The sequence below is a fragment of the Chryseobacterium sp. JJR-5R genome, assembly GCF_034047335.1.
In the GTDB taxonomy this organism is placed as follows: Bacteria; Bacteroidota; Bacteroidia; order Flavobacteriales; family Weeksellaceae; genus Chryseobacterium.
Genome location: NZ_CP139137.1, coordinates 2,141,284 through 2,160,102, shown reverse-complemented (window position 1 = coordinate 2,160,102; position 18,819 = coordinate 2,141,284). Strand labels below are relative to the sequence as shown.

The 18,819-nt window shown below is 41.5% G+C and carries 21 protein-coding genes and 1 pseudogene; 5 read left to right on the top strand and 17 right to left on the bottom strand.

All coding sequences use genetic code 11. The features are described from left to right. Positions 1-63: 63 nt before the first annotated feature. Positions 64-2,463, top strand: coding sequence for a ligase-associated DNA damage response DEXH box helicase (locus tag SD427_RS09590; protein WP_320561038.1), 2,400 nt, complete (start codon positions 64-66; stop codon positions 2,461-2,463). A 44-nt stretch (positions 2,464-2,507) separates the two neighbouring features. Next, positions 2,508-3,152: a ligase-associated DNA damage response endonuclease PdeM gene (gene pdeM / locus SD427_RS09585; protein WP_320557573.1), complete on the top strand. Its 645-nt coding sequence runs from the start codon at positions 2,508-2,510 to the stop codon at positions 3,150-3,152. 2 nt (positions 3,153-3,154) lie between these two features. Here pdeM and SD427_RS09580 read toward each other — a convergent pair whose 3' ends face one another. The 4 genes from SD427_RS09580 to SD427_RS09565 form a co-directional block, all read right to left on the bottom strand. Continuing rightward, entirely contained in the window at positions 3,155-3,676 is a 522-nt protein-coding gene (locus SD427_RS09580) for a GNAT family N-acetyltransferase (protein ID WP_320557572.1), read from the bottom strand. Between the two features lie 13 nt (positions 3,677-3,689). Then, on the bottom strand, positions 3,690-4,268 hold the full coding sequence (locus SD427_RS09575) for a nucleosidase (RefSeq protein WP_320557571.1): 579 nt from the start codon (positions 4,266-4,268) through the stop codon (positions 3,690-3,692). Between the two features lie 258 nt (positions 4,269-4,526). After that, a complete protein-coding gene (locus SD427_RS09570; RefSeq protein ID WP_157844667.1) occupies positions 4,527-4,868 on the bottom strand; it encodes a helix-turn-helix transcriptional regulator in 342 nt (113 codons plus the stop codon). 759 nt (positions 4,869-5,627) lie between these two features. Next, the gene (locus SD427_RS09565; protein ID WP_320557570.1) at positions 5,628-6,254 is read right to left on the bottom strand and encodes a chloramphenicol acetyltransferase; all 627 of its coding nucleotides are present in this window, start codon (positions 6,252-6,254) and stop codon (positions 5,628-5,630) included. A 211-nt stretch (positions 6,255-6,465) separates the two neighbouring features. Between SD427_RS09565 and SD427_RS09560 the strand changes: the two genes are divergently transcribed. The 3 genes from SD427_RS09560 (at position 6,466) to SD427_RS09550 (ending at position 8,522) form a co-directional block, all read left to right on the top strand. Beyond that, a complete protein-coding gene (locus SD427_RS09560; protein WP_320557569.1) occupies positions 6,466-7,317 on the top strand; it encodes an NAD(P)-dependent oxidoreductase in 852 nt (283 codons plus the stop codon). Between the two features lie 42 nt (positions 7,318-7,359). Beyond that, positions 7,360-7,746: a MauE/DoxX family redox-associated membrane protein gene (locus tag SD427_RS09555; RefSeq protein WP_320557568.1), complete on the top strand. Its 387-nt coding sequence runs from the start codon at positions 7,360-7,362 to the stop codon at positions 7,744-7,746. Positions 7,747-8,012: 266 nt separating this feature from the next. Further along, positions 8,013-8,522 carry a pyridoxamine 5'-phosphate oxidase family protein gene (locus tag SD427_RS09550; RefSeq protein ID WP_320557567.1) on the top strand — a complete coding sequence of 170 codons (510 nt, stop codon included), beginning with the start codon at positions 8,013-8,015 and terminating at the stop codon, positions 8,520-8,522. A gap of 133 nt (positions 8,523-8,655) precedes the next feature. On the opposite strand, the gene SD427_RS09545 is transcribed toward SD427_RS09550, so the two are convergent. The 13 genes and pseudogenes from SD427_RS09545 to SD427_RS09490 form a co-directional block, all read right to left on the bottom strand. Next, a complete protein-coding gene (locus SD427_RS09545; protein WP_320557566.1) occupies positions 8,656-9,312 on the bottom strand; it encodes a DUF6766 family protein in 657 nt (218 codons plus the stop codon). 4 nt (positions 9,313-9,316) lie between these two features. Then, positions 9,317-10,840, bottom strand: coding sequence for an FAD-dependent oxidoreductase (locus SD427_RS09540; RefSeq protein WP_320557565.1), 1,524 nt, complete (start codon positions 10,838-10,840; stop codon positions 9,317-9,319). Between the two features lie 17 nt (positions 10,841-10,857). Continuing rightward, a complete protein-coding gene (locus SD427_RS09535) occupies positions 10,858-11,610 on the bottom strand; it encodes an SDR family oxidoreductase (protein WP_320557564.1) in 753 nt (250 codons plus the stop codon). Between the two features lie 8 nt (positions 11,611-11,618). Further along, positions 11,619-12,416: an SDR family oxidoreductase gene (locus SD427_RS09530; RefSeq protein ID WP_320557563.1), complete on the bottom strand. Its 798-nt coding sequence runs from the start codon at positions 12,414-12,416 to the stop codon at positions 11,619-11,621. Between the two features lie 6 nt (positions 12,417-12,422). Then, a complete protein-coding gene (locus tag SD427_RS09525; protein WP_320557562.1) occupies positions 12,423-12,923 on the bottom strand; it encodes a nicotinamide-nucleotide amidohydrolase family protein in 501 nt (166 codons plus the stop codon). 32 nt (positions 12,924-12,955) lie between these two features. Beyond that, positions 12,956-14,134, bottom strand: a complete 1,179-nt coding sequence (locus SD427_RS09520; protein ID WP_320557561.1) for a zinc-dependent alcohol dehydrogenase — start codon at positions 14,132-14,134, stop codon at positions 12,956-12,958. 200 nt (positions 14,135-14,334) lie between these two features. Continuing rightward, positions 14,335-14,472, bottom strand: a pseudogene (locus SD427_RS09515) (catalase); the annotation flags it as partial. 631 nt (positions 14,473-15,103) lie between these two features. Next, on the bottom strand, positions 15,104-15,211 hold the full coding sequence (locus tag SD427_RS19065; RefSeq protein WP_414017723.1) for a hypothetical protein: 108 nt from the start codon (positions 15,209-15,211) through the stop codon (positions 15,104-15,106). 309 nt (positions 15,212-15,520) lie between these two features. Then, positions 15,521-16,117 (bottom strand): Crp/Fnr family transcriptional regulator, encoded by a 597-nt coding sequence (locus SD427_RS09510; protein ID WP_320557560.1) that lies wholly within the window; start codon positions 16,115-16,117, stop codon positions 15,521-15,523. Beyond that, positions 16,117-16,494 (bottom strand): bacillithiol system redox-active protein YtxJ, encoded by a 378-nt coding sequence (gene ytxJ, locus SD427_RS09505; RefSeq protein ID WP_320557559.1) that lies wholly within the window; start codon positions 16,492-16,494, stop codon positions 16,117-16,119. Before ytxJ ends, SD427_RS09510 begins: the two co-directional genes overlap by 1 nt. After that, entirely contained in the window at positions 16,491-16,949 is a 459-nt protein-coding gene (locus tag SD427_RS09500; RefSeq protein ID WP_320557558.1) for a DUF1569 domain-containing protein, read from the bottom strand. Before SD427_RS09500 ends, ytxJ begins: the two co-directional genes overlap by 4 nt. After that, positions 16,946-17,482 carry a YfiT family bacillithiol transferase gene (locus SD427_RS09495; protein ID WP_320557557.1) on the bottom strand — a complete coding sequence of 179 codons (537 nt, stop codon included), beginning with the start codon at positions 17,480-17,482 and terminating at the stop codon, positions 16,946-16,948. Before SD427_RS09495 ends, SD427_RS09500 begins: the two co-directional genes overlap by 4 nt. A gap of 192 nt (positions 17,483-17,674) precedes the next feature. Beyond that, positions 17,675-18,817, bottom strand: coding sequence for a DEAD/DEAH box helicase (locus SD427_RS09490; protein WP_320557556.1), 1,143 nt, complete (start codon positions 18,815-18,817; stop codon positions 17,675-17,677). Positions 18,818-18,819: the final 2 nt, after the last annotated feature.

Genomic DNA, 18,819 nt, shown 5'->3' with positions numbered 1-18,819 from the left:
ATCACGATAAAATAATTGGCGGCTTTTGAAAATACCAACGGATTTACCGTCATTCAGAACTGGATGGCGGATAAAGGGAATTCCCCTTTCAAATTCCAGGCTGAGACATGGCGTAAATTCGGGAGCGGATACAGCGGAATGGTAATTGCCCCTACCGGTTTCGGAAAGACCTATTCCGTTTTTCTAGCATTGATTACGGATTTCCTTAACCACCACGAAAAATATGAGAAAGGGCTGAAAATGATCTGGATCACCCCGCTCCGTTCCCTTTCAAAAGATATTGCCAAAGCCATGCAGGAAGCCATTGATGAAATCGGGCTGGACTGGATGGTAGGCATAAGGAACGGCGATACGGATCCTAAAGTACGTCAGCAGCAGGTTAAAAACATGCCTGAAATTTTAGTGGCTACCCCGGAAAGCCTGCATTTGCTGCTCGGGCAGAAAAACCATCAGCGTTTTTTCAAAAGTTTAAAGGTTATTGTCGTAGATGAATGGCATGAGCTGCTGGGATCAAAGCGCGGGGTGATGATGGAGCTTGGTATTTCCCAGCTCAGGAGCTATGTTCCCAAAATAAAAATATGGGGCATTACGGCAACCATCGGGAACCTTGATGAAGCCATGGAAATCCTGATTCCGTACCATATCAGAAAAACTACGGTTACAGCCAGAGAAAAAAAGAAAATAGATATTGTGCCGGTATTTCCGGATGAAGTGGAGATTTTACCATGGGCAGGACACCTGGGGCATAAACTTGCTGATAAAGTAGTCCCGATTATCTTAAACTCCACTTCCACAATTGTCTTTACCAATACCAGGAGCCAGAGCGAGATGTGGTACCAGTTGCTGCTGAACGCCTATCCTGATTTTGCAGGGCAGATTGCCATCCACCACAGTTCTATTGATGCCCATCTGAGAATCTGGATTGAAGAAAACCTGAGCTCCGGTAAACTGAAAGCAGTCGTTTCCACCTCATCACTGGATTTAGGAATTGATTTTAAGCCCGTGGATACCGTAATCCAGATCGGTTCTGCAAAAGGGGTTGCGCGGTTTTTACAGCGGGCGGGACGGAGCGGGCACTCCCCTTTTGAAACTTCAAAAATCTACTGTGTGCCTACCCATTCCCTGGAGCTGATTGAAGTTGCTGCCCTTAAGGAAGCTGTGAAAAACAATGTGATCGAACCGCGTGACCCGCAGGTGCTTTGTTTTGATGTTCTCGTTCAGTTCATGATGACCCTGGCGGTCGGAGACGGTTTTTATCCCGATGAAATGTATCCCAGGATCAAAGAAACTTTTGCTTTTCGGGAAATGAATGAGGAAGAATGGAAAGGTATCATCGATTTTTTAACCATCGGCGGGAAAGCACTGAAAAGCTATGAAGAGTTCCATAAAGTAGTCATTGATGAAACCGGGCTGTACAAAGTCACCTCAAGACGGATTGCGATGCTCCACCGTATGAATATGGGCGTGATTGTAAGCGATGCCATGCTGAAGGTAAAATTCATTTCCGGCGGTTATATCGGGATGGTAGAGGAATATTTTATTTCGAGATTAAAGAAAGAAGATAAATTTATCCTTGCGGGAAGGGTGCTGGAAGTGGCGATGATCAAAGATATGACGGTATTCGTACGGGCCTCCAAAGGAAAAGCATTTGCCCCGAGCTACCTGGGCGGAAGGCTGCCCTTAAGCTCTAACCTGGGGCATTTCCTTCGTGAAAAACTATCAGGCGCCCTCAATCCCAAAGCATCTGAAAAAGAGCTTAAATTCCTCCATCCTCTGTTGGCCAACCAGGAAGAACGCTCGCATATCCCAAGAGAAGACGAGTTCCTTGTTGAAATGATTAAAAACAGGGAAGGCTATCACCTGTTTATGTATCCTTTTGAAGGACGGCTGGTTCATGAAGTAATGGCCGCACTGGTAGCGTACCGGATTTCAAAACTTGCTCCCATTTCCTTTTCAATGGCGATGAACGATTACGGTTTTGAACTGTTCAGTGATAAGGAAATTCCGCTGACGGAGGAAAACTTGGACCGGATCCTGACCCGTGACAACCTGATGAACGATGTAATATCAAGCATCAATTCGGCGGAAATGGCAAGGCGCAAGTTCCGTGATATTGCCGTGATTTCCGGCATGGTTGTCCAGAATTTTCCCGGTAAGCAGCGTTCCAACAAATCACTGCAGAGTTCGGCAGGCCTTATTTTTAAGGTACTGGAAGATTACGACCCTGATAATTTCCTCGTCAGGCAGGCTTACACGGAAGTCTTCAATATGCAGCTGCAGGAACAGAGATTGGTAGAAGCTTTTAAAAGAATTGAAAAATCAAAAATTATCCTCAAATATGCAGCCTCGTTTACGCCTTTAAGCTTCCCGATTAAGGTCGACAGTCTTCGGCAGACCCTTTCCAGTGAAGATCTGGATTCCAGGATCCAGAAACTGATTCAGCAGGCCAAGAAAGTAAGATAATGATGGAAACTGAATACATGAAGAATGATTAACAGATCTGAAAAATGAAAATAGCAACAAAAAATATAACGGTACAAAACGAAATCTTTACCTTAACCAACCAGAGGGCCTTGTTCTGGGACGCAGAAAAAACACTGGTTTTATCAGACCTCCATATCGGGAAAACAGCACACTTCAGAAAAAGCGGTATTGCCTTGGCAAACCAGATCATGAAGAATGACCTGGAACGGTTATCAAGCCTGATTGAATATTTCCAGCCTGAAAAGTTTGTGGTAGTTGGCGATTTACTGCATGCCGGCGACAATTCTGATGTGGACGAGTTCTGTACCTGGAGAAGTCAATATCCGGATTTAGGGTTTTACCTCATCGAAGGAAACCATGACCGGATCTCAAAAACACTGGAATCTAAATTGTGCCTGAACCATAAGTCAAAGTCTCTGGAGCTTAACGGTTTCACATTCATCCATGATTTTGAGAAGAAACATCCGAATCTCCAGATCACCGGGCATATCCATCCGGGATTTATGATCCGTTCGGCAGTGAAGAAAATCAGGCTGCCGTGTTTTGTTCTGACGGATAAACAGCTGTTGCTTCCTGCTTTCAGTGAATTTACAGGCCTGGATACAAAAAACATCCCTAAAAACGGGAAATTCTACGTTTTTACGGATGCTGAAATTTATGAAATTTAAGTTCAGGCTAAATCTTTTCTCATCATCAGGTCAGTCTGTTCTTCGCTTCCCAGCCTGAAAATATGCTTGTCAAATGTCACAAAACCGTTCTTCTTATAAAAGTTCACTGCACGGAGGTTCTCTTCCCATACACCAAGCCAGAGGTACTGTTTCTTTTCCTCAAGTGCGACTTCCAATGCTTTGTCATACAGAAGCTGTCCAACTTTCTTACCATGGTGGGAACTTTTCACATAAATCCTTTCAATCTCCATTGAAGCGTCATCCTGAAGCTCTGTCTGGGCTTTCCCGGCATTTATTTTAAGATAACCGATCGGATTATCTTCTTCCCAAGCGATAAAGAAATGGGAGTCTGCCGTATTCAGTTCCCGGGACAGTTTTTCAACGGAAAAACTGTCCTCAAGGTATTTCTGCATTTCATCCTCAGCATTGTCTTTGGCAAACGTTTCGTAAAATGTTTCTTTTCCTATACCCTGCAGAACTTCCAGTTGTTCAGCTGAAACCTTCTTAATAATAATTGGTGTCATATCATCTGTATTATTAAAATAAAATTTTATTGAATGCTTCCGAAGCCAGGTGAACCTGGACTGCCCAGTCATCCGCTGCTTCGCTTCCTGCATCATCGGAGATGTATTTCAGGCACAGGAAAGGAATGTCACTCTTCATGGCAATCAGAGCCAGGGGATAGGCTTCCATATCTACAATAGTATAATCGGTTTCCGCATGGTTCATTTCAAAACTGTCCCCGGTTCCGCAGATGCCCTGTGGCAGGCCTTCTTTTACAAGCCCGTAATCCAGGACGGGCGGAATGCCTGAAAGCGGCGTCTCATATTTTTCAAAACCCAGGCCTCTTACATCCATATCCCGCTGGATAAACTTTGTACAGCAGACCACCTCCCCTTTCCTGAAACTCCGGCTTCCCGCAGAACCGAGGTTGACAATCAGTTCCGGCCTGTTGCGGTGGATTTCCCGGGTAAGTTCCATCGCCGCATTTACTTTGCCGATGCCTGTAATCAATTTATTTTTGTCGTTGAATACGTTACCTGCTTCCGCATCCAGAGCGAAAACGAAAAGTGTCCTGTCGATGGCAAAATGATGTTCGCCGGTAATTCTTATCATTTAAAGCTGGCTGTTAAATTCTTTTCAAAATTATGCATTCAGATTAAATACTGCAACCCTGCGTCCCTTATCCCACGGAAAAGTATTTACGCAAGGTAACCTCTGCTGAATCAACGGGTGACAGAGCAGGTAACAGTCAAAAAGACAGAGACAGCTTAGCTTATCAGAACAAAGAGGGTTTAAAAAGAAATAAAAAGATTAAGCGGAATAAATGCCGGACTGCAATACCGGCCATTGGATTCTGAAGTAAAAAATGGCTTAAAGATCGTTAAACCATTTGTAGATATCAACTGTTGATGCAATATTAAGTTTCTTCCTCAGCCTGTTTTTACGGTTCTGTATGGCTTTCGGCGTAACGAATGTATAGGTTGCGATTTCTTTTGTCGTTAAATTGAGTTTTAGATAAATACAAAAAATCAATTCTGAGTTTTTAAGATTGGGCTGAATAGATGATAACGTATTAAAGAAATCAGGATCTACCAATCTGAACTTGCTTAACAGCCTCGGGGAATTTTCTTTTGCCAGTGCCAGAATTTCGTCCTGTACAAAAATTTTTTGGTTTAAATCTTCTAAATTAAATTCAGTTTTTTCGTTTTTCATAATATTTTCTGATCTCTTCTGTTTCTGTTGCTTGTTACAGCACAGTATTAACTCACTCTCAGTACCCTGCTTTACCTGATGATAGAGCCTGCGTACCGTATGTTTGAAGCTTTTATTATCTTATCATTTTGGAAATCTGCCGTTTTTGCCGTACACTAACTTTCTTGTATTTTTAAAATTAAAACGTATTACAAAAACATATACTTTTTACGCCATGTTTAAGAACAAAGAAATAAAAAATGATTAAAATTTCCTTTAATTAAAATACCACACACATACCACGCGTGCTTTTGGAATTTTATCTCTTGATCTGAAACAAAGCGCGTTACATATCCGACAACAAAACTAGACTATTATTGTCTCAGTTTTTATGATTGTAATCAATACATTTAAAAAAAATGAATTATTTTTTCAGTGTTTAACTTCTGTTTAACTGTTTGTCAATAAATTAATTACGCCGGAACAAAAAATAACCCCGCTTCTTTCTGCAGCGGAAAACCACCGATCTGAAACGGATGTTATCCTTTTTTTGATTTAATATTTTTAAACAGTTCTGGGCATGAAATCATTAATTTTCCGGCACAATGATCAACCGTTAGCTTTTCCGAAAACATAAAAGTATGATAAGCTATCTGTGAATTGATTTTTTCTGCGGAAACAAAACATCAGGTTTATGCTTTCAACACAAGAAAATCGAGACAGGAAAACAGTTCCTTTATAGCTTAAGGGAAAAATATGAACCGGTAAAGAATGATAAACTTACTGTTCCAGCTGTTTTTGAAATTCTGCAAGGTATTTTCCAAGATGAAATCCGTCTGCAAGGCCATGATGGGCTTCCACAGAGACCGGAAGATAATACCTGCCTTCTCTTACAGCAAATTTCCCGAACGTAATCTTAGGGACGGATTCGGTTCTGTCAAGCGGGGTCGGGTGAAGGATGGCTGAAAAAGAATTCCAGGGAATGGCTGAATGCCGGATAAGGTCTTTGCCCAGCTTCCCGTTGTTCAGTCTGATCCCGGCAGAGTTCCGTACCTCACTGATTTCTTTCTGAAGTTCGGCATTGAATGTATTAAAATCTTCTGAAAAGTGCACATAAGCAAAGCCGAAAGTACCGTCTGTCCTTCCAATGGTAGTTCCGGCATTAATGATATCATACCTTACGACATTTTCCCCAACGATACGAAGTTTGAGTTCATCAACAGTATTAACGGCAACCATTGAAGCATGCAGGTAGGTTGCAAAAAAAGAATGGCCTTTTTCTTTGGCTTTTGCATATGCTGCCGTACACTCCACTTCTGTAGTGAACCCGAAATAAGGGCTTGCCATGGCTGAAAAGAATTCAAAATGTTCCTTTCGGTTCCAGCTTTCAATGTCTATAATCTTCATTGTTTTTTTTGCAAAATTCCGTAAGATTTACCGTTTAAAAAAACTTAACGGATGAAAAATGATATTAAAATACATTTATTATTCATCTGCACTTATTTATAAGTACTTAAACAGACTGGCTGAAATAGACTGGTCGGGTTTTTGATGCCGCATTTGTTTATCAGGATAACATTATTTATCTTAACCAATCATTCAATTAATTACCAATACAATGAAAGAAGAGAAATTAGGGTTTATCGGACTGGGGAATATGGGGCATCCGATGGCAAAAAATTTAGAACAGTCAGGCGCAGTACTTTCCGTTTACAACCGTACGATTGAAAAGGCTGAAGATTTTAAGGCGAAATCCATTGTCTGCCATACGGTTTCCGAAACAGTTGATAACAGTGATATTATTTTTACGATGCTCACCGATGATCTTGCTGTAAAAGCAGTATATGAGGAAATTTTGGCGCAGGATATCTCAGGAAAACTGTTCATTGATATGAGCACCATTTCTCCTGAAACAACGAAAGAAATATCTGCCGCTGTAATAATAAAAGAAGCCGGGTTTATTGATGCCCCGGTAGCGGGAAGCACAAAGCCTGCAGCTGAAGGGACGCTGATCATCATGGCAGGCGGCGAAGAGCAGGATATCCGCAGGGCTGAACCCTACCTGAAAAAGCTTGGGAAAAGCATTAAACACCTGGGCGGAAACGGGAAAGGAATTGCCGCAAAATTATCCGTTAACTATTTTATTTCAGCCATTTACCAGGGACTGGCGGAAACGGTCCTTTTTTCGGAGAAACTCGGGATTGCACGGGAAGATATGCTGGAAATCATCAATGAAAGCGCAAGCGGGAGCGGTGCTACAAAAGTGAAGACCCCTTTACTGATAAATAATACTTATGATCCCGCGTTTGCTCTGGACCTGATGTTAAAAGATATCCTGCTGGCGAAAAATGCAGGTGCTGATTTTCCCCTGTCTGAAACACTGATTGAAACTTACCAATCGGCTCATGATGCCGGTTTCGGGAAAGATGATGTGATCGGAATTATTAATTACCTCAAAAATAAGTCCTGATGATGTAATTAATGATCTTAGCTGAACTTAAAAAGAATAACAATGAAAGATTTCAAAACCATATTTTTCTTCTTACGGCTTCCGGTTGCTGTTTCTTTACTGGGCCACGGGCTGGTGCGACTGCCTAAGCTTCAGGCTTTCAGTGAATGGATGCTGAAAACGATGGAAAAATCAGCAATCCCCGAAGCCTTAATCCTTCCGTTCAGCTATTTCCTGCCTGTTGCAGAAGCGGTGGTAGGACTGCTGCTGCTGATAAATTATAAAACCAGATATACCCTGTATGCGAGCTTGACGTTAATGAGCATCCTGATTCTGGGAAGCAGTTCCGTTGAAAACTGGCAGGCCATTGAATCCCAGCTGCTGCATTCATTATATCTCTTCGGGCTGTTGTGGTTTCATGAAAAATTCTGTACCGGAAATAATGGCTGATTGCAACCTTAAATCTGAATAGGTCTGAAGCCGGAACTCTTTAAATGCCTGAAGATTTTACATCACCTGTGCTTTCCTTGATTCTGTAATAATGCTGATTCGGTTAAATTTTAAATGGTTCAAACAGGCTCCGAATGATCTGTATCGACTGCATTACAGGTCTGGCTGTAATTTTTCTCCGTGGTATTTAGTTATGGTCGGATTTTTGAATAGGAAAGAGTAATTCAATATATACTGTTAGAAATTAATCACTAAAATATAAAATTATGTCAACAGAAAATCTTACGCATCAGGATGCCGTTAAAAAAATCAAGGATTTATCAGAAAGCGCAAAAGTCTGCATGTTCTGTACGGAACTGGATAAATACCCTATCAATTCACGCCCGATGTCTTTACAGGAAACGGATGAGGAAGGAAACCTTTGGTTTATCAGCAGTGATACGAGCAATAAGAATTTTGAAATTAAAGAAGACGGAAGAGTACAGCTGTTTTTCATGAACAACAGTGATTACCAGTACCTTTCCGTATACGGAAACGCAACGATTTACAAGGACCGTTCAACCATTGAAGACAAATGGTCTCCAATGGCAAAAGCATGGTTTGAAAACGGAAAAGACGATCCTAATGTTTCCATTATCCGTGTAGAGCCGAAGGATTCTTATTATTGGGATACGAAAGCTGGTAAGCTGGTAAGCCTTTTCACTTTTGTAGCGGCTGCTGTTACCGGAAATACCACTGATAATTCTGATGGTGTCGAAGGAAATGCAAGGGTTTGATCCGGAAACTGCTGTTAGATAACCAAACAACCGTACATCACAAAAACAAAAGAGACTGTCTTAAAATAAAGGCAGTCTCTTTTCTGTAAATTGTGACAGGAAAAATGAATGAATGACTGAGGAATATAATAAACTAAGGTGTTTCTTTATGAGGCATATCCACGGGCTTGGATTCCGGTGAACCTTTCTCGCGGAGCCAGATGGAAAGAATGACAATAGAAGCTACCGCAAGAAATTCGCTCTGCCAGTTCTGGAAGGATTCAAACCAGAACCTGGAATCAGCAATATAATGAACTGCTGTGGTAATAGGTTTATCCTTTGCCATCTGTTCTTCATTAAAATCTTTGAGGCTTCCGTAAAAATGGAGTAAAAAAGAGAGCATAAATAAGAGACCAAAAGCAAGTGACAAAGAATGCCGGTATATTTTCAGCCAGATGCCTCCTTTTTTTACCGGCCATGGCGCATCAGGATGCGACACAGGTTCCCGGTCAACATCTTCTTGACCCTCCAGGGATTTAGATTCACTTGACCCTCTCTGCCTCAATGAGACGGTTAAAAGAACATACAGCATCATCTGCAAAAATTCGCTTTCCCAGTTTTCAAAAGTTGCCTGTATAAAATGTCCGCTGTGCATGTATTCCGCTGCATCCAGCAACGGTTTCCCATGTTCCGCCAGTTCCGCGTTGTGCGTGTTCCACCCGGTGATAAACTGACCTGTAAGGCATATAAGCATAAGGGCGATCACAACAATGCTCAGGCTGTTCCGGTATAAAAATCTTTTTTCAGACATATATTTACAGTTCAGATTCAGATTCTATTCTCGGGAGATCTTTAACCGCAGGCCCTGTAAGCATTTTTCCGTTTACGTTAAACCTTGATCCGTGGCAGGGGCAGTCCCATGAAAGCTCGGCACTGTTCCACCGTACTTCGCACAGAGCATGGGAACAGGTGCTTTTCATCAGATGCATTTTGCCGTTGGTTTCTTTGTATACCGCGTACGAATCACCTTCATATTTTACCACTTTTGCCTCTCCTTCCTTTACTTCGGCTAAAGAGCTTATTTTTTCTGCAAAAAGCTTATCCTTAATAAAATCATAGGCAACAACGGCATTTTCCTTTACAAATTCGGTAAAGCCTGCAATCGGTTTTATTCTGGAAGGGCTGAACATTTTTTCATACCTGCTGCTTCCCGTTACAATAAGGTCCGTAATAATCTTGGAAGTAATAGTCCCGAATATCATTCCGTTACCACTGAAGCCGGTAGCCGTAAATATTTTTCCTTTGCTCGAAGGAAGTTTCCCGATGTACGGAAAACCATCGGCAGGTTCGTAATACTGGCTGGACCAGCTGTACCGTGCCGTGTCTACATTGAAATATTGGCGTACATAATTTTCAAGCCTTGAAAAACATGCGCCCGTATCTTCTTCATGCCCGGTTTTATGGTCTTCGCCTCCTGCAATCAGCAGATTTTCACCGTCAATTTCCTGGATTCTGTAATAATGATAGGGATCCGCAAGATCATATCCCAGGTCTCCCGGATAGGCGTTGTCTTTTAAACTGAAAGCGATGGCATAGCTCCGGTACGGTGCATTGGTCGTATGAAGGAGGCTCATGCCCGGCGGGATATGGGTAGCATAAACCACATGTTCTGCACGGATCTCCCCTTTAGAAGTTTTCAAGATTATTTCTTCTTCGTGTTCATCATGGTTCTCACAAAGGCAGTCTCCCTGAATAATTCCGCCCAGGTTCTGGAATGCTTCACACAGAGCCTTAATATATTTTACCGGATGGAACTGGGCCTGCCCCGGAATAACCACTGCTTCTTTAAAAGGAACAGGGAAAGGAATTTCTTCCGTATAATTTATTTCCACATCTACTTTTGAGGCACCGTCTACGATATCTTTCAACTGTTTTTGCTGTTCTTTATCCAGTGCAAAGAGATAGGCAGATTTCTCTTCAAAGTCACAGTCGATATTAAAGCTGCGGATGTTATTTTGTATGATGCCGATGGCTTCTGTTCCGACTTCAGCCAATAATCTGGCATTATCAAGACCAAAACTGCTGATGGCTTCGTTATAGGTAGTGTCAAAAAAATTATTAAGATGGGCAGTCGCTCCGCCTGTAGTTCCGAACCCGATGTTTGAAGCTTCCAGAAGGATACATTTTTTTCCCGATTGCTGAAGTTTTAAAGCGGTTGAAACACCGGTAATGCCGCCTCCGACTATGGCTACATCAAAAGCCTGGTTAAGGACAGCGTCTGATGAAAACCTCCTGATCTCTTCCTGCCAGATGCTTTTTCTTGCTCCGTCTCTGTACATAATTTTACTTCTGTTTTTTATCCGTTAACAATTAACCCGCCGTTGGGATGGAACACCTGCCCTGTAATCTGCGCGGCGTCATCACTGGCGAGAAACAGAAAACTTGATGCCACTTCTTCCGGGGTTGCTTTTCTTTCAAAAGGCGGTTTGCTCAGATCATCTTCTTCATCTCCGAAAGTTTCTTCCGTAAGCGGTGTGAAAACCGGACCCGGTGCCACAGCGTTGACCCGGATGCCTTTCTTTTTGGCCTGCAGGGCTAGTGAACGCGTGAAAGAAACAATAGCTCCTTTTGTTGCAGCATAATCCAGCAGTTCCGGATGTCCCTGATAAGCTGCGGCAGAAGTGGTATTGATAATGGAATTCCCTTGTTTTAAGTGAGGAAATACAGCCTTCGTTAAAAGAATCATTCCGATAATATTGGAATTGAAGGTAGTCCTGATATTTTCTTCCTCAAGGTCTTCGATATTTTTGGAAGGGAACTGTGTCCCGGCATTATTCACCAGGATGTCAATTCCTCCCAACTCGGAAGCTGCTTTCTGTGTTACTTCATGACAAAATTCAGAATCACTGACATCTCCCTGGAATATAAATGATTTTCTTCCTAATGACTCGATCTCTGATTTTGTCTTCCGGGCATTTTCTTCATCGGAATGATAGATAATGGCAACATCGGCTCCCTCTTCAGCAAACAGCAAGGCAACAGCCTTCCCTATTCCACTGTCGGCACCGGTAATAAGGACAGATTTATTTTCTAATTTTAATTTCTTCATAAAAAAACTTAATTTTCGGCTTTCGGCTTCTGCATTTCGGACATATTATGCGCTGCCATGCGGTCTGTGGACATATTGGACATGGCTATGTTTATTTTGTTTTTTAATCCTGATATTACTTTATCATCCCCGTTCATCAGTGCATTGTATCCGTCAACGGCAACTTCTTCCGGTGAAGAAAAGCTGTCTTTGTCATCCATGACTTTGCTTTCATTCATGTCTGCTTTATTAAAGAAATCCGTATCCGTAGGCCCGGGCAGAAGCGCAGTTACCGTAATACCGGAGTCTTTAAGTTCTTCGCGGATGGCTTCAGACCATGATAAGATGAATGCTTTAGTCCCGTGATATACCGAATGCCACGGACCGGGAGACTTGCTGGCTATGGAAGCCAAATTCAGGATTCTTCCTGATCCTTTTGGTAAGCGGTCTTTTATAAAGAGTTTGGTTAATATAATGACTGATACGATATTAAGATTGACGATATCGACTTCACGGTGGATATCCGTATCCTGAAACTTTCCGTAAACACCCTGCCCAGCATCATTCACCAGGATTTCCGGGCTGATGCCGTTTAACTGCAGCTCTGAATACAGGGAATACACATCCTCCTGGGTAAACAAGTTTTTAGCCATTGTAATAACATTGATGCCATAACTTTTAAATTCATCGGCTTTCGCTTTCAGCTCATCATGGTTTCTGGCTACCATCACAAGGTCATACCCGTTTTCAGCAAACTGTTTAGACAGTTCATAACCGATACCGCTGGTAGATCCGGTAATCAGAGCATACTGGTTTTTACGATCCATATCAAACTATTTTAAAATCATCAACTGGTTGATTTCACTTTTGAAGCATCCCAAAATAAATTCAGTATAGTACAGCTGTGCATTCAGAGCCTGTGTTTTAGGGTGTAGCTCCAGCTTTCTGGTCATTACAATCTCTCCTTTATAGGCAAAGGAGAAAAATGTATAGATTTTATAGGATGAATTCCTGACCGGGGTACAGTAACCTGTAGTGGCTATAGCCCAGTCAGATTCAAAGAGCCTGGACACGTTTAAGGCCATTGTTTCGGCAATATTTTCAGATACGCAATCGCATTCCTCAGCTTCGCGGGCATCTACTTTCAGAAGTTTTACTTTCTCCTGCATGGTATAGGTAGTAAGCCCGCCCTTATAAAACAGCGGGGCATTGGGCATCTGTGAAAAAGCAAGCTGCAGGCATCCGGAAGTGACGCCTTCCGCTATGGCAATGGTCTCATCAGCAGTCATAAGTGACTGGCTGATGTATTCGAGAAGACTTTTTTGAAATTCCATAATTATACTATTTTGTGTTGTGTGTTATAAACTTAAAATTGTGATTTTTTCCAGGGGTCCAGAACAACTTTTACGCACCCGTCTTCTTTCTTATCAAAAATCTGATAACCTTTGGAAACATCTTCCAGGGAAAGACGGTGAGTAATGATATCGTCCAGTTGCACACGCCCGCTTTGAACATGGTCCATTAACTGATCAATGATCGCATGAACGTTGCACTGACCTGCCTTTACAGTAATTCCTTTATCAAAAATCTGTCCAAGCTTGAAATTGTCATAATTTACGGGATAAACACCTAAAATGGAAACAATCCCACCGCGTCTCACGGCACTCATACAGGCTTCAAGAACTTTTATGGAACCTTTTTCAAAATTGATTACTGCCTTTGCACGGTCCAGTAAATTCCGCTCCGGTTCAAAACCTACGGCTTCAATGCAAAGATCTGCACCCCGGCCGTCTGTCATTTCACGGATCTGTTCAATAACATCTTCACCGTTTTCCCATAAGATGGTATCACAGCCGGTCAGTTTTTTAATCTGATCCAGTCTGTACTGCTGGGTATCGATAACAATTACTTTTTTGGCATTATGAAGGATCGCACTTTTTACTGACATTGATCCTACGGGGCCTGCACCGAAAACTGCCACGGTTTCTCCGCCTTTCAGGTCTCCCCACATTACACCTGTGTAGCCGGTAGGGAAAATATCGGTGAGGAACAGAACCTGCTCATCGGTAAGGTTGTCCGGCACTTTCCGGGGGCCGATGTGTGCATATGGAACCCTTACATACTGTGCCTGTCCGCCGTCATAGCCTCCGTAAAGATCTGAATAGCCAAACATCGCTCCGCCTTTTTCAGTTATGATTCCGCCTTCAGGGCCGTAATGCTCCGGGTTGCTGTGTTCGCATGCCGTAGGAAGGTCATGCTGGCAGAAGAAACAGCTTCCGCAGGAAATCGGGAAAGGGACTACCACGCGGTCACCTACTTTCAGGTTGGTAATGCGCTGTCCTACTTCCTCTACAATTCCCATGAACTCATGTCCCATAACCATAGGGCGTGCCTGCGGGATTCCTCCTGAATACATATGAAGGTCACTTCCACAGATAGCTGTGGAGGTTACTTTCAATATAACATCTGTTGATTCTTTAATGATGGGATCATTTACTGTATCACATTTGATGACTCCCGGTCCGTGAATAACTGCTGCTCTCATAATATAATATTTTAGTGTGTTGTGAATGAATGATTTTAATTATTTTTAATCCCGGGGATTGCGCTCCGGTTCAAGATCCCAGACCCTGTGGCTGGCAATAGCCCGGATAAATTTTGCTGCTGTATCGCTGTCTTCTGCTGTAACAATGGCAGGGTCAATGCGTTTTTTTTCGCAGACATTACTGTTTTGTAAAGAGGTTCTGCGTGGACTATTCTCTCAGGGATTCTTTCCTGGTCGAAACGTGTCACTTTCTCTCTGAAAATGAAGTCTTCCAAAAGCGAGGATCCTCTGTTTCAAACGGTCAGGCTATTCCGTTCATTATTCATTTTAAGACCTTGTTAGTGGTCATTTTTTTCCTGGCTGTCGGAAGTTTTATAAGCATCCGGATGATCCGGTTTTTCATCTGTTGGTCGGTAGTCTTTCATCATTTTAATGTTTTTAGTGGTGTACTTTGTACAAAACTCAAATAATTATTAAATGACTACTGATTTACAATAAGTATTCATTTAAATAAACCATACAGAACAGACGAGCTTTATATGACTTCAGTCTTATCATATACCATTTTCACAGCATGTATCAGAATTGATGAATCTTTTCAGCAATTTCTGTAAGATTATCTGTCTTTATATTAATATTGAGAATATCTTATGCAGGCCATAACTAAATATCAGACGGCAATGGATCGTTTTCATTAAAATAAATTGGTATAAACGCAGAAGCATTTTTACAGTTCCTCAACTGAGGCTTTAGGAATATAGGCAAATTACTATTCAAATATACATGGTAATCGCTCATTTTTTTTATGACTCAAGTCATATCGGATAATTGGTAACAGAATTTGTATTCTTTATTGATCGAAATCCAATACGAAAACCGGTTAATATAAAATTTTGCGATTTTCTGTATTGATGATCGGATAAAGCTTATCTATAAAAAGCAGGGATTCCCCTATACTCTTCCCGTCTTCTAAAAGTGTCCGGATAATTTCTTTCCCTTCATCGTTGTAATTATAAGCTTTACCTCTCCGTCCATGACCTGATAAGAATAATCGGGAACATCCCCTTCACTGAAAATAATTTCCGAAGGCCTGTACCTTCTGGTAATTGCTCCTATTGATTGCAGAATTTCTTCTTTGATAACTATGTCAGCTGTTCTTAATGTTAGTGTTTGTAAGTATCCTCATTAGCCACAGGATAAGTAACTGTTAAAAATAAAATGCAAATCTGTACAAGAATAAATCTGAATAACAGCTTTTAAATGTATTATTTTATTTTATTTAGAAAAATAAAAGTCATATCATTTATCATCAATATAATCTTTATCAGTAGTTATTGAAGATTATAGAATAATAGGGATTTATTATGCATGTAAGGCAAGGTATGGCTACTTACTGTCCGGAACAAAATTTTTTCTGGCGAGTTCTTTCCTCACACGGCTCAGGCTTTCAGGGGTAATCCCGAGATAAGAAGCAATCATCCACTGCGGAACCCTCAGTAAAAGGTCAGGATACATCCTGATGAATTTCATATACCGTTCTTCCGCCGTTTCTCCTAACAGGGAATTGATCCTGTCCTGGAGGCTTTTGATATGCTTCTGGATCAGAATATCGCTTTTCTCAAGGCTGTTGGGAAATTCCCCTATGATTTTATTGATGAAATCAGGCTGCAGCAAAAGCACTTCACAGTCTTCGACCGCTTCAATATAATACAGTGATTTTTCATTGAAATAGAGACTACTCCTGTCTGAAATCAGCCAGCTTTCAGGGGCAAACTGAATAATATGTTCCTTACCGTTTTTATCGATGGAGTACATTTTAAGCAGTCCTTTTTCTACAAAATAAATATATCTGCAGATTTCGCCGTACTGTAAAAGAAACTGGTTTTTCTGAATCTTTTTCGTTTCATACTGCAGGGTGCACATGTTCACCTTTTCTACAGGAACATTCAGGACTTTTGATAAATAATTAGTAATATTTTTCATTATGCAATCTGGTCTGCCGATATATGCTGGTGTGAAGCGTCATTGAGTACCACTCCTCTATCAATAACCAGAAACTGGGGACTTTCATGCCTGATACCGAAATCTGCAGAAATCTTATTTGAAATCGCCCTGTATGCCAACAGGTCCAGGTAATATAATTCCGGCTTCTCTTCGAGCGCATTGATTTCCTTTTCAAAATTTTTCAGGACCGTTTTGCTGATAAAGCAGCTTGTGGAATGCTTGAAGATCCCGATTTTATGGTGAAAGGAATTTTCAACTGCTTTTTTAAGATCGTCTTCACTTTCAATATAGTTCCAGATCTGTTTTTTATCTGAACTGTCTTCTTTTCCGCTAAAAATTTTATCAAAAAAACTCATACATTAAATTGTTTTAGGTGATGGTCCAGATGTTTGTATTCCATAAAACCCCAGTCTTTTTTCTTCATTCTTCCGAAAAGCGCGTGCCTGCCGGGAAGATTATCACTTTGGGAGCTTATCTTGTATTCATCAAGTATTTTCAGGAGGTTTTGTTTTTCTTCATTAAAATTACACTCAAAATTAATGATAAGTTTCCGAAAAGTAGGCATATTTCTGGGAATTCCGTTGTTAAAAATCTGCATTTCCATTCTTGCGATGATACCGATTGCACTGAACAGTGGGTTGACTGTTGGAAGCTCAATTCTTTTCAAAGGTACCTGAAGAACGAAACCGCAGTGTTTCATCATCTGGCCTACCTCCATTTTTCCCCATTTTGCTGATGAATTTTCAGACAACTGATTGATCCTGCCGAGGATTTCATCAAAATGTACCGGGTTGTGAAGACTTTTTTTCACCAGCCTTTTTCTTTCTTCAGATTTTCGATGTGGGCAAAATGATGTTTGCAGTGCCACACATACAGGGCAAGGCAGGCTCTCAGATTATAGTTTTTGTTATGCTCAGGATGATGAAAAGTTCTTTCAAACTGTTTGTTTGTCATGGTTTTCAGTAATACCGCCCATCTTTGGTGCGTCCCTTTAAGCATTTTCATGGATGCTTTCACGGGCATGCTTACACTGTCCTGCAGTTCGGCCCATTTTGCTTCATCATAAGGTTTTATAGAAGGATTATCTTCGGTGAGGGCTAATTTAAAACGGATAAAACTGTTGATATGGCTGTCTGCAAGATGATTGACAACCTGTCTTACCGTCCAGCCGCCCTGCCTGTACTGCGTATCGAACTGATCTTCACTGAAATCCTTAATAAGGGTTTTCAGCCTGCCCGGAAAATCCCTGATTGCGGCTATGTATTCATCCAGTTTAATATCACAGATATTTTCAGGATATTCAAATTTCCCGATCGGAAATTTTTTGTATTCTAAATCGCTCATTATTAATATAATATTTAATGCATAGAAGCAATTCCGGATGATACTGAGATTCCTCTTTCATATACAGATTTGCCCAATGTTTTTGGCCGGTTTTGAGAGTTCGTTTCTGTAAATTTACTAAAAATTGAGAATCTGAAACAAAAAAGCTTTAATTCCGTTAAAACTGAAGCTTTTTATCATGCCGTTAATGCATTAATATCCATGTAAATCAATACCTTCCGTCCTTTGTAACGTCACTTTCTTGCCCATTTTCTTCTGGATTACCCGGAAATGCTGCAACTCGTCATCAGTAAGGATACTGATGGCTGTTCCTGTTTCGTCAGCCCTGCCCGTCCTTCCGATCCGGTGAACATAATCCAACGGGGAACGCGGCAGTTCATAATTAATCACGCACGGCAGCGATTCAATATGGATACCCCTTCCGATTAAGTCGGTTGCTACCAGGATCTGGGCTCCGTTTACTTTAAACTCCTCTAAATTATTCCTTCGGGCACCCTGTGACTTCTGGCTGTGAACAGCGACTGCTTTTATTTTATTCTTCTTCAGTTTTTCCACTAAATTATCCGCGGATTTTGTTGACGAAACAAAAATAAGGGCTTTTTCAACCTTTTTTTCTTTAATCAGGTAACGCAGGAAAGGGCCTTTGTTCTCCGGAGAAACATGATAAGCCACCTGCTCGATGTGGTCAATCTCAACCTCTTTTTTCTTTACTTCAATAACTGTAGGGTCAATGGAGAGGCGCTGCTTCATTTCAGAAACCTTATCATTTAAGGTGGCCGAAAACAATATGGTCTGCTTCATGACGGGCATCAGTGCAAAAATCTTATTCATTTCCTCGTCAAAGCCCAGCTGGAACATTTTATCCGCCTCATCAATTACCAGATGCCGGATTCCTGAAATGCTCAGTGCATTGTGGTCAATCAGGTCCAGTAACCGGCCGGGGGTTGCGATAAGGACTTCCACCCCGAACATTCCTTTCATCTGCGGATTAATGGAAACGCCGCCGTATACTGCCATGGTACGGATTTCACGCTTCAGGTTTTCCGTAAAGCTCCTGAACACCTCATCAATCTGGATGGCCAGTTCACGGGTAGGCACCAATATCAGGACCTGAATATTACGGTCTTTCTTTCCTTCTTCATTCTGTAGTTTTTCCAAAATAGGCATCACAAAACAGGCAGTCTTTCCGGAACCTGTCTGTGCGATTCCCATCAGGTCTTTTCCCTGTAAAATAACGGGTATTGCCTGCTCCTGGATCGGGAATGGCTTCAGATAGCCCAGTTTGTTAACGGAACGGATGATGTTGTGTGATAATCCTAAAGACTCAAATGACATAA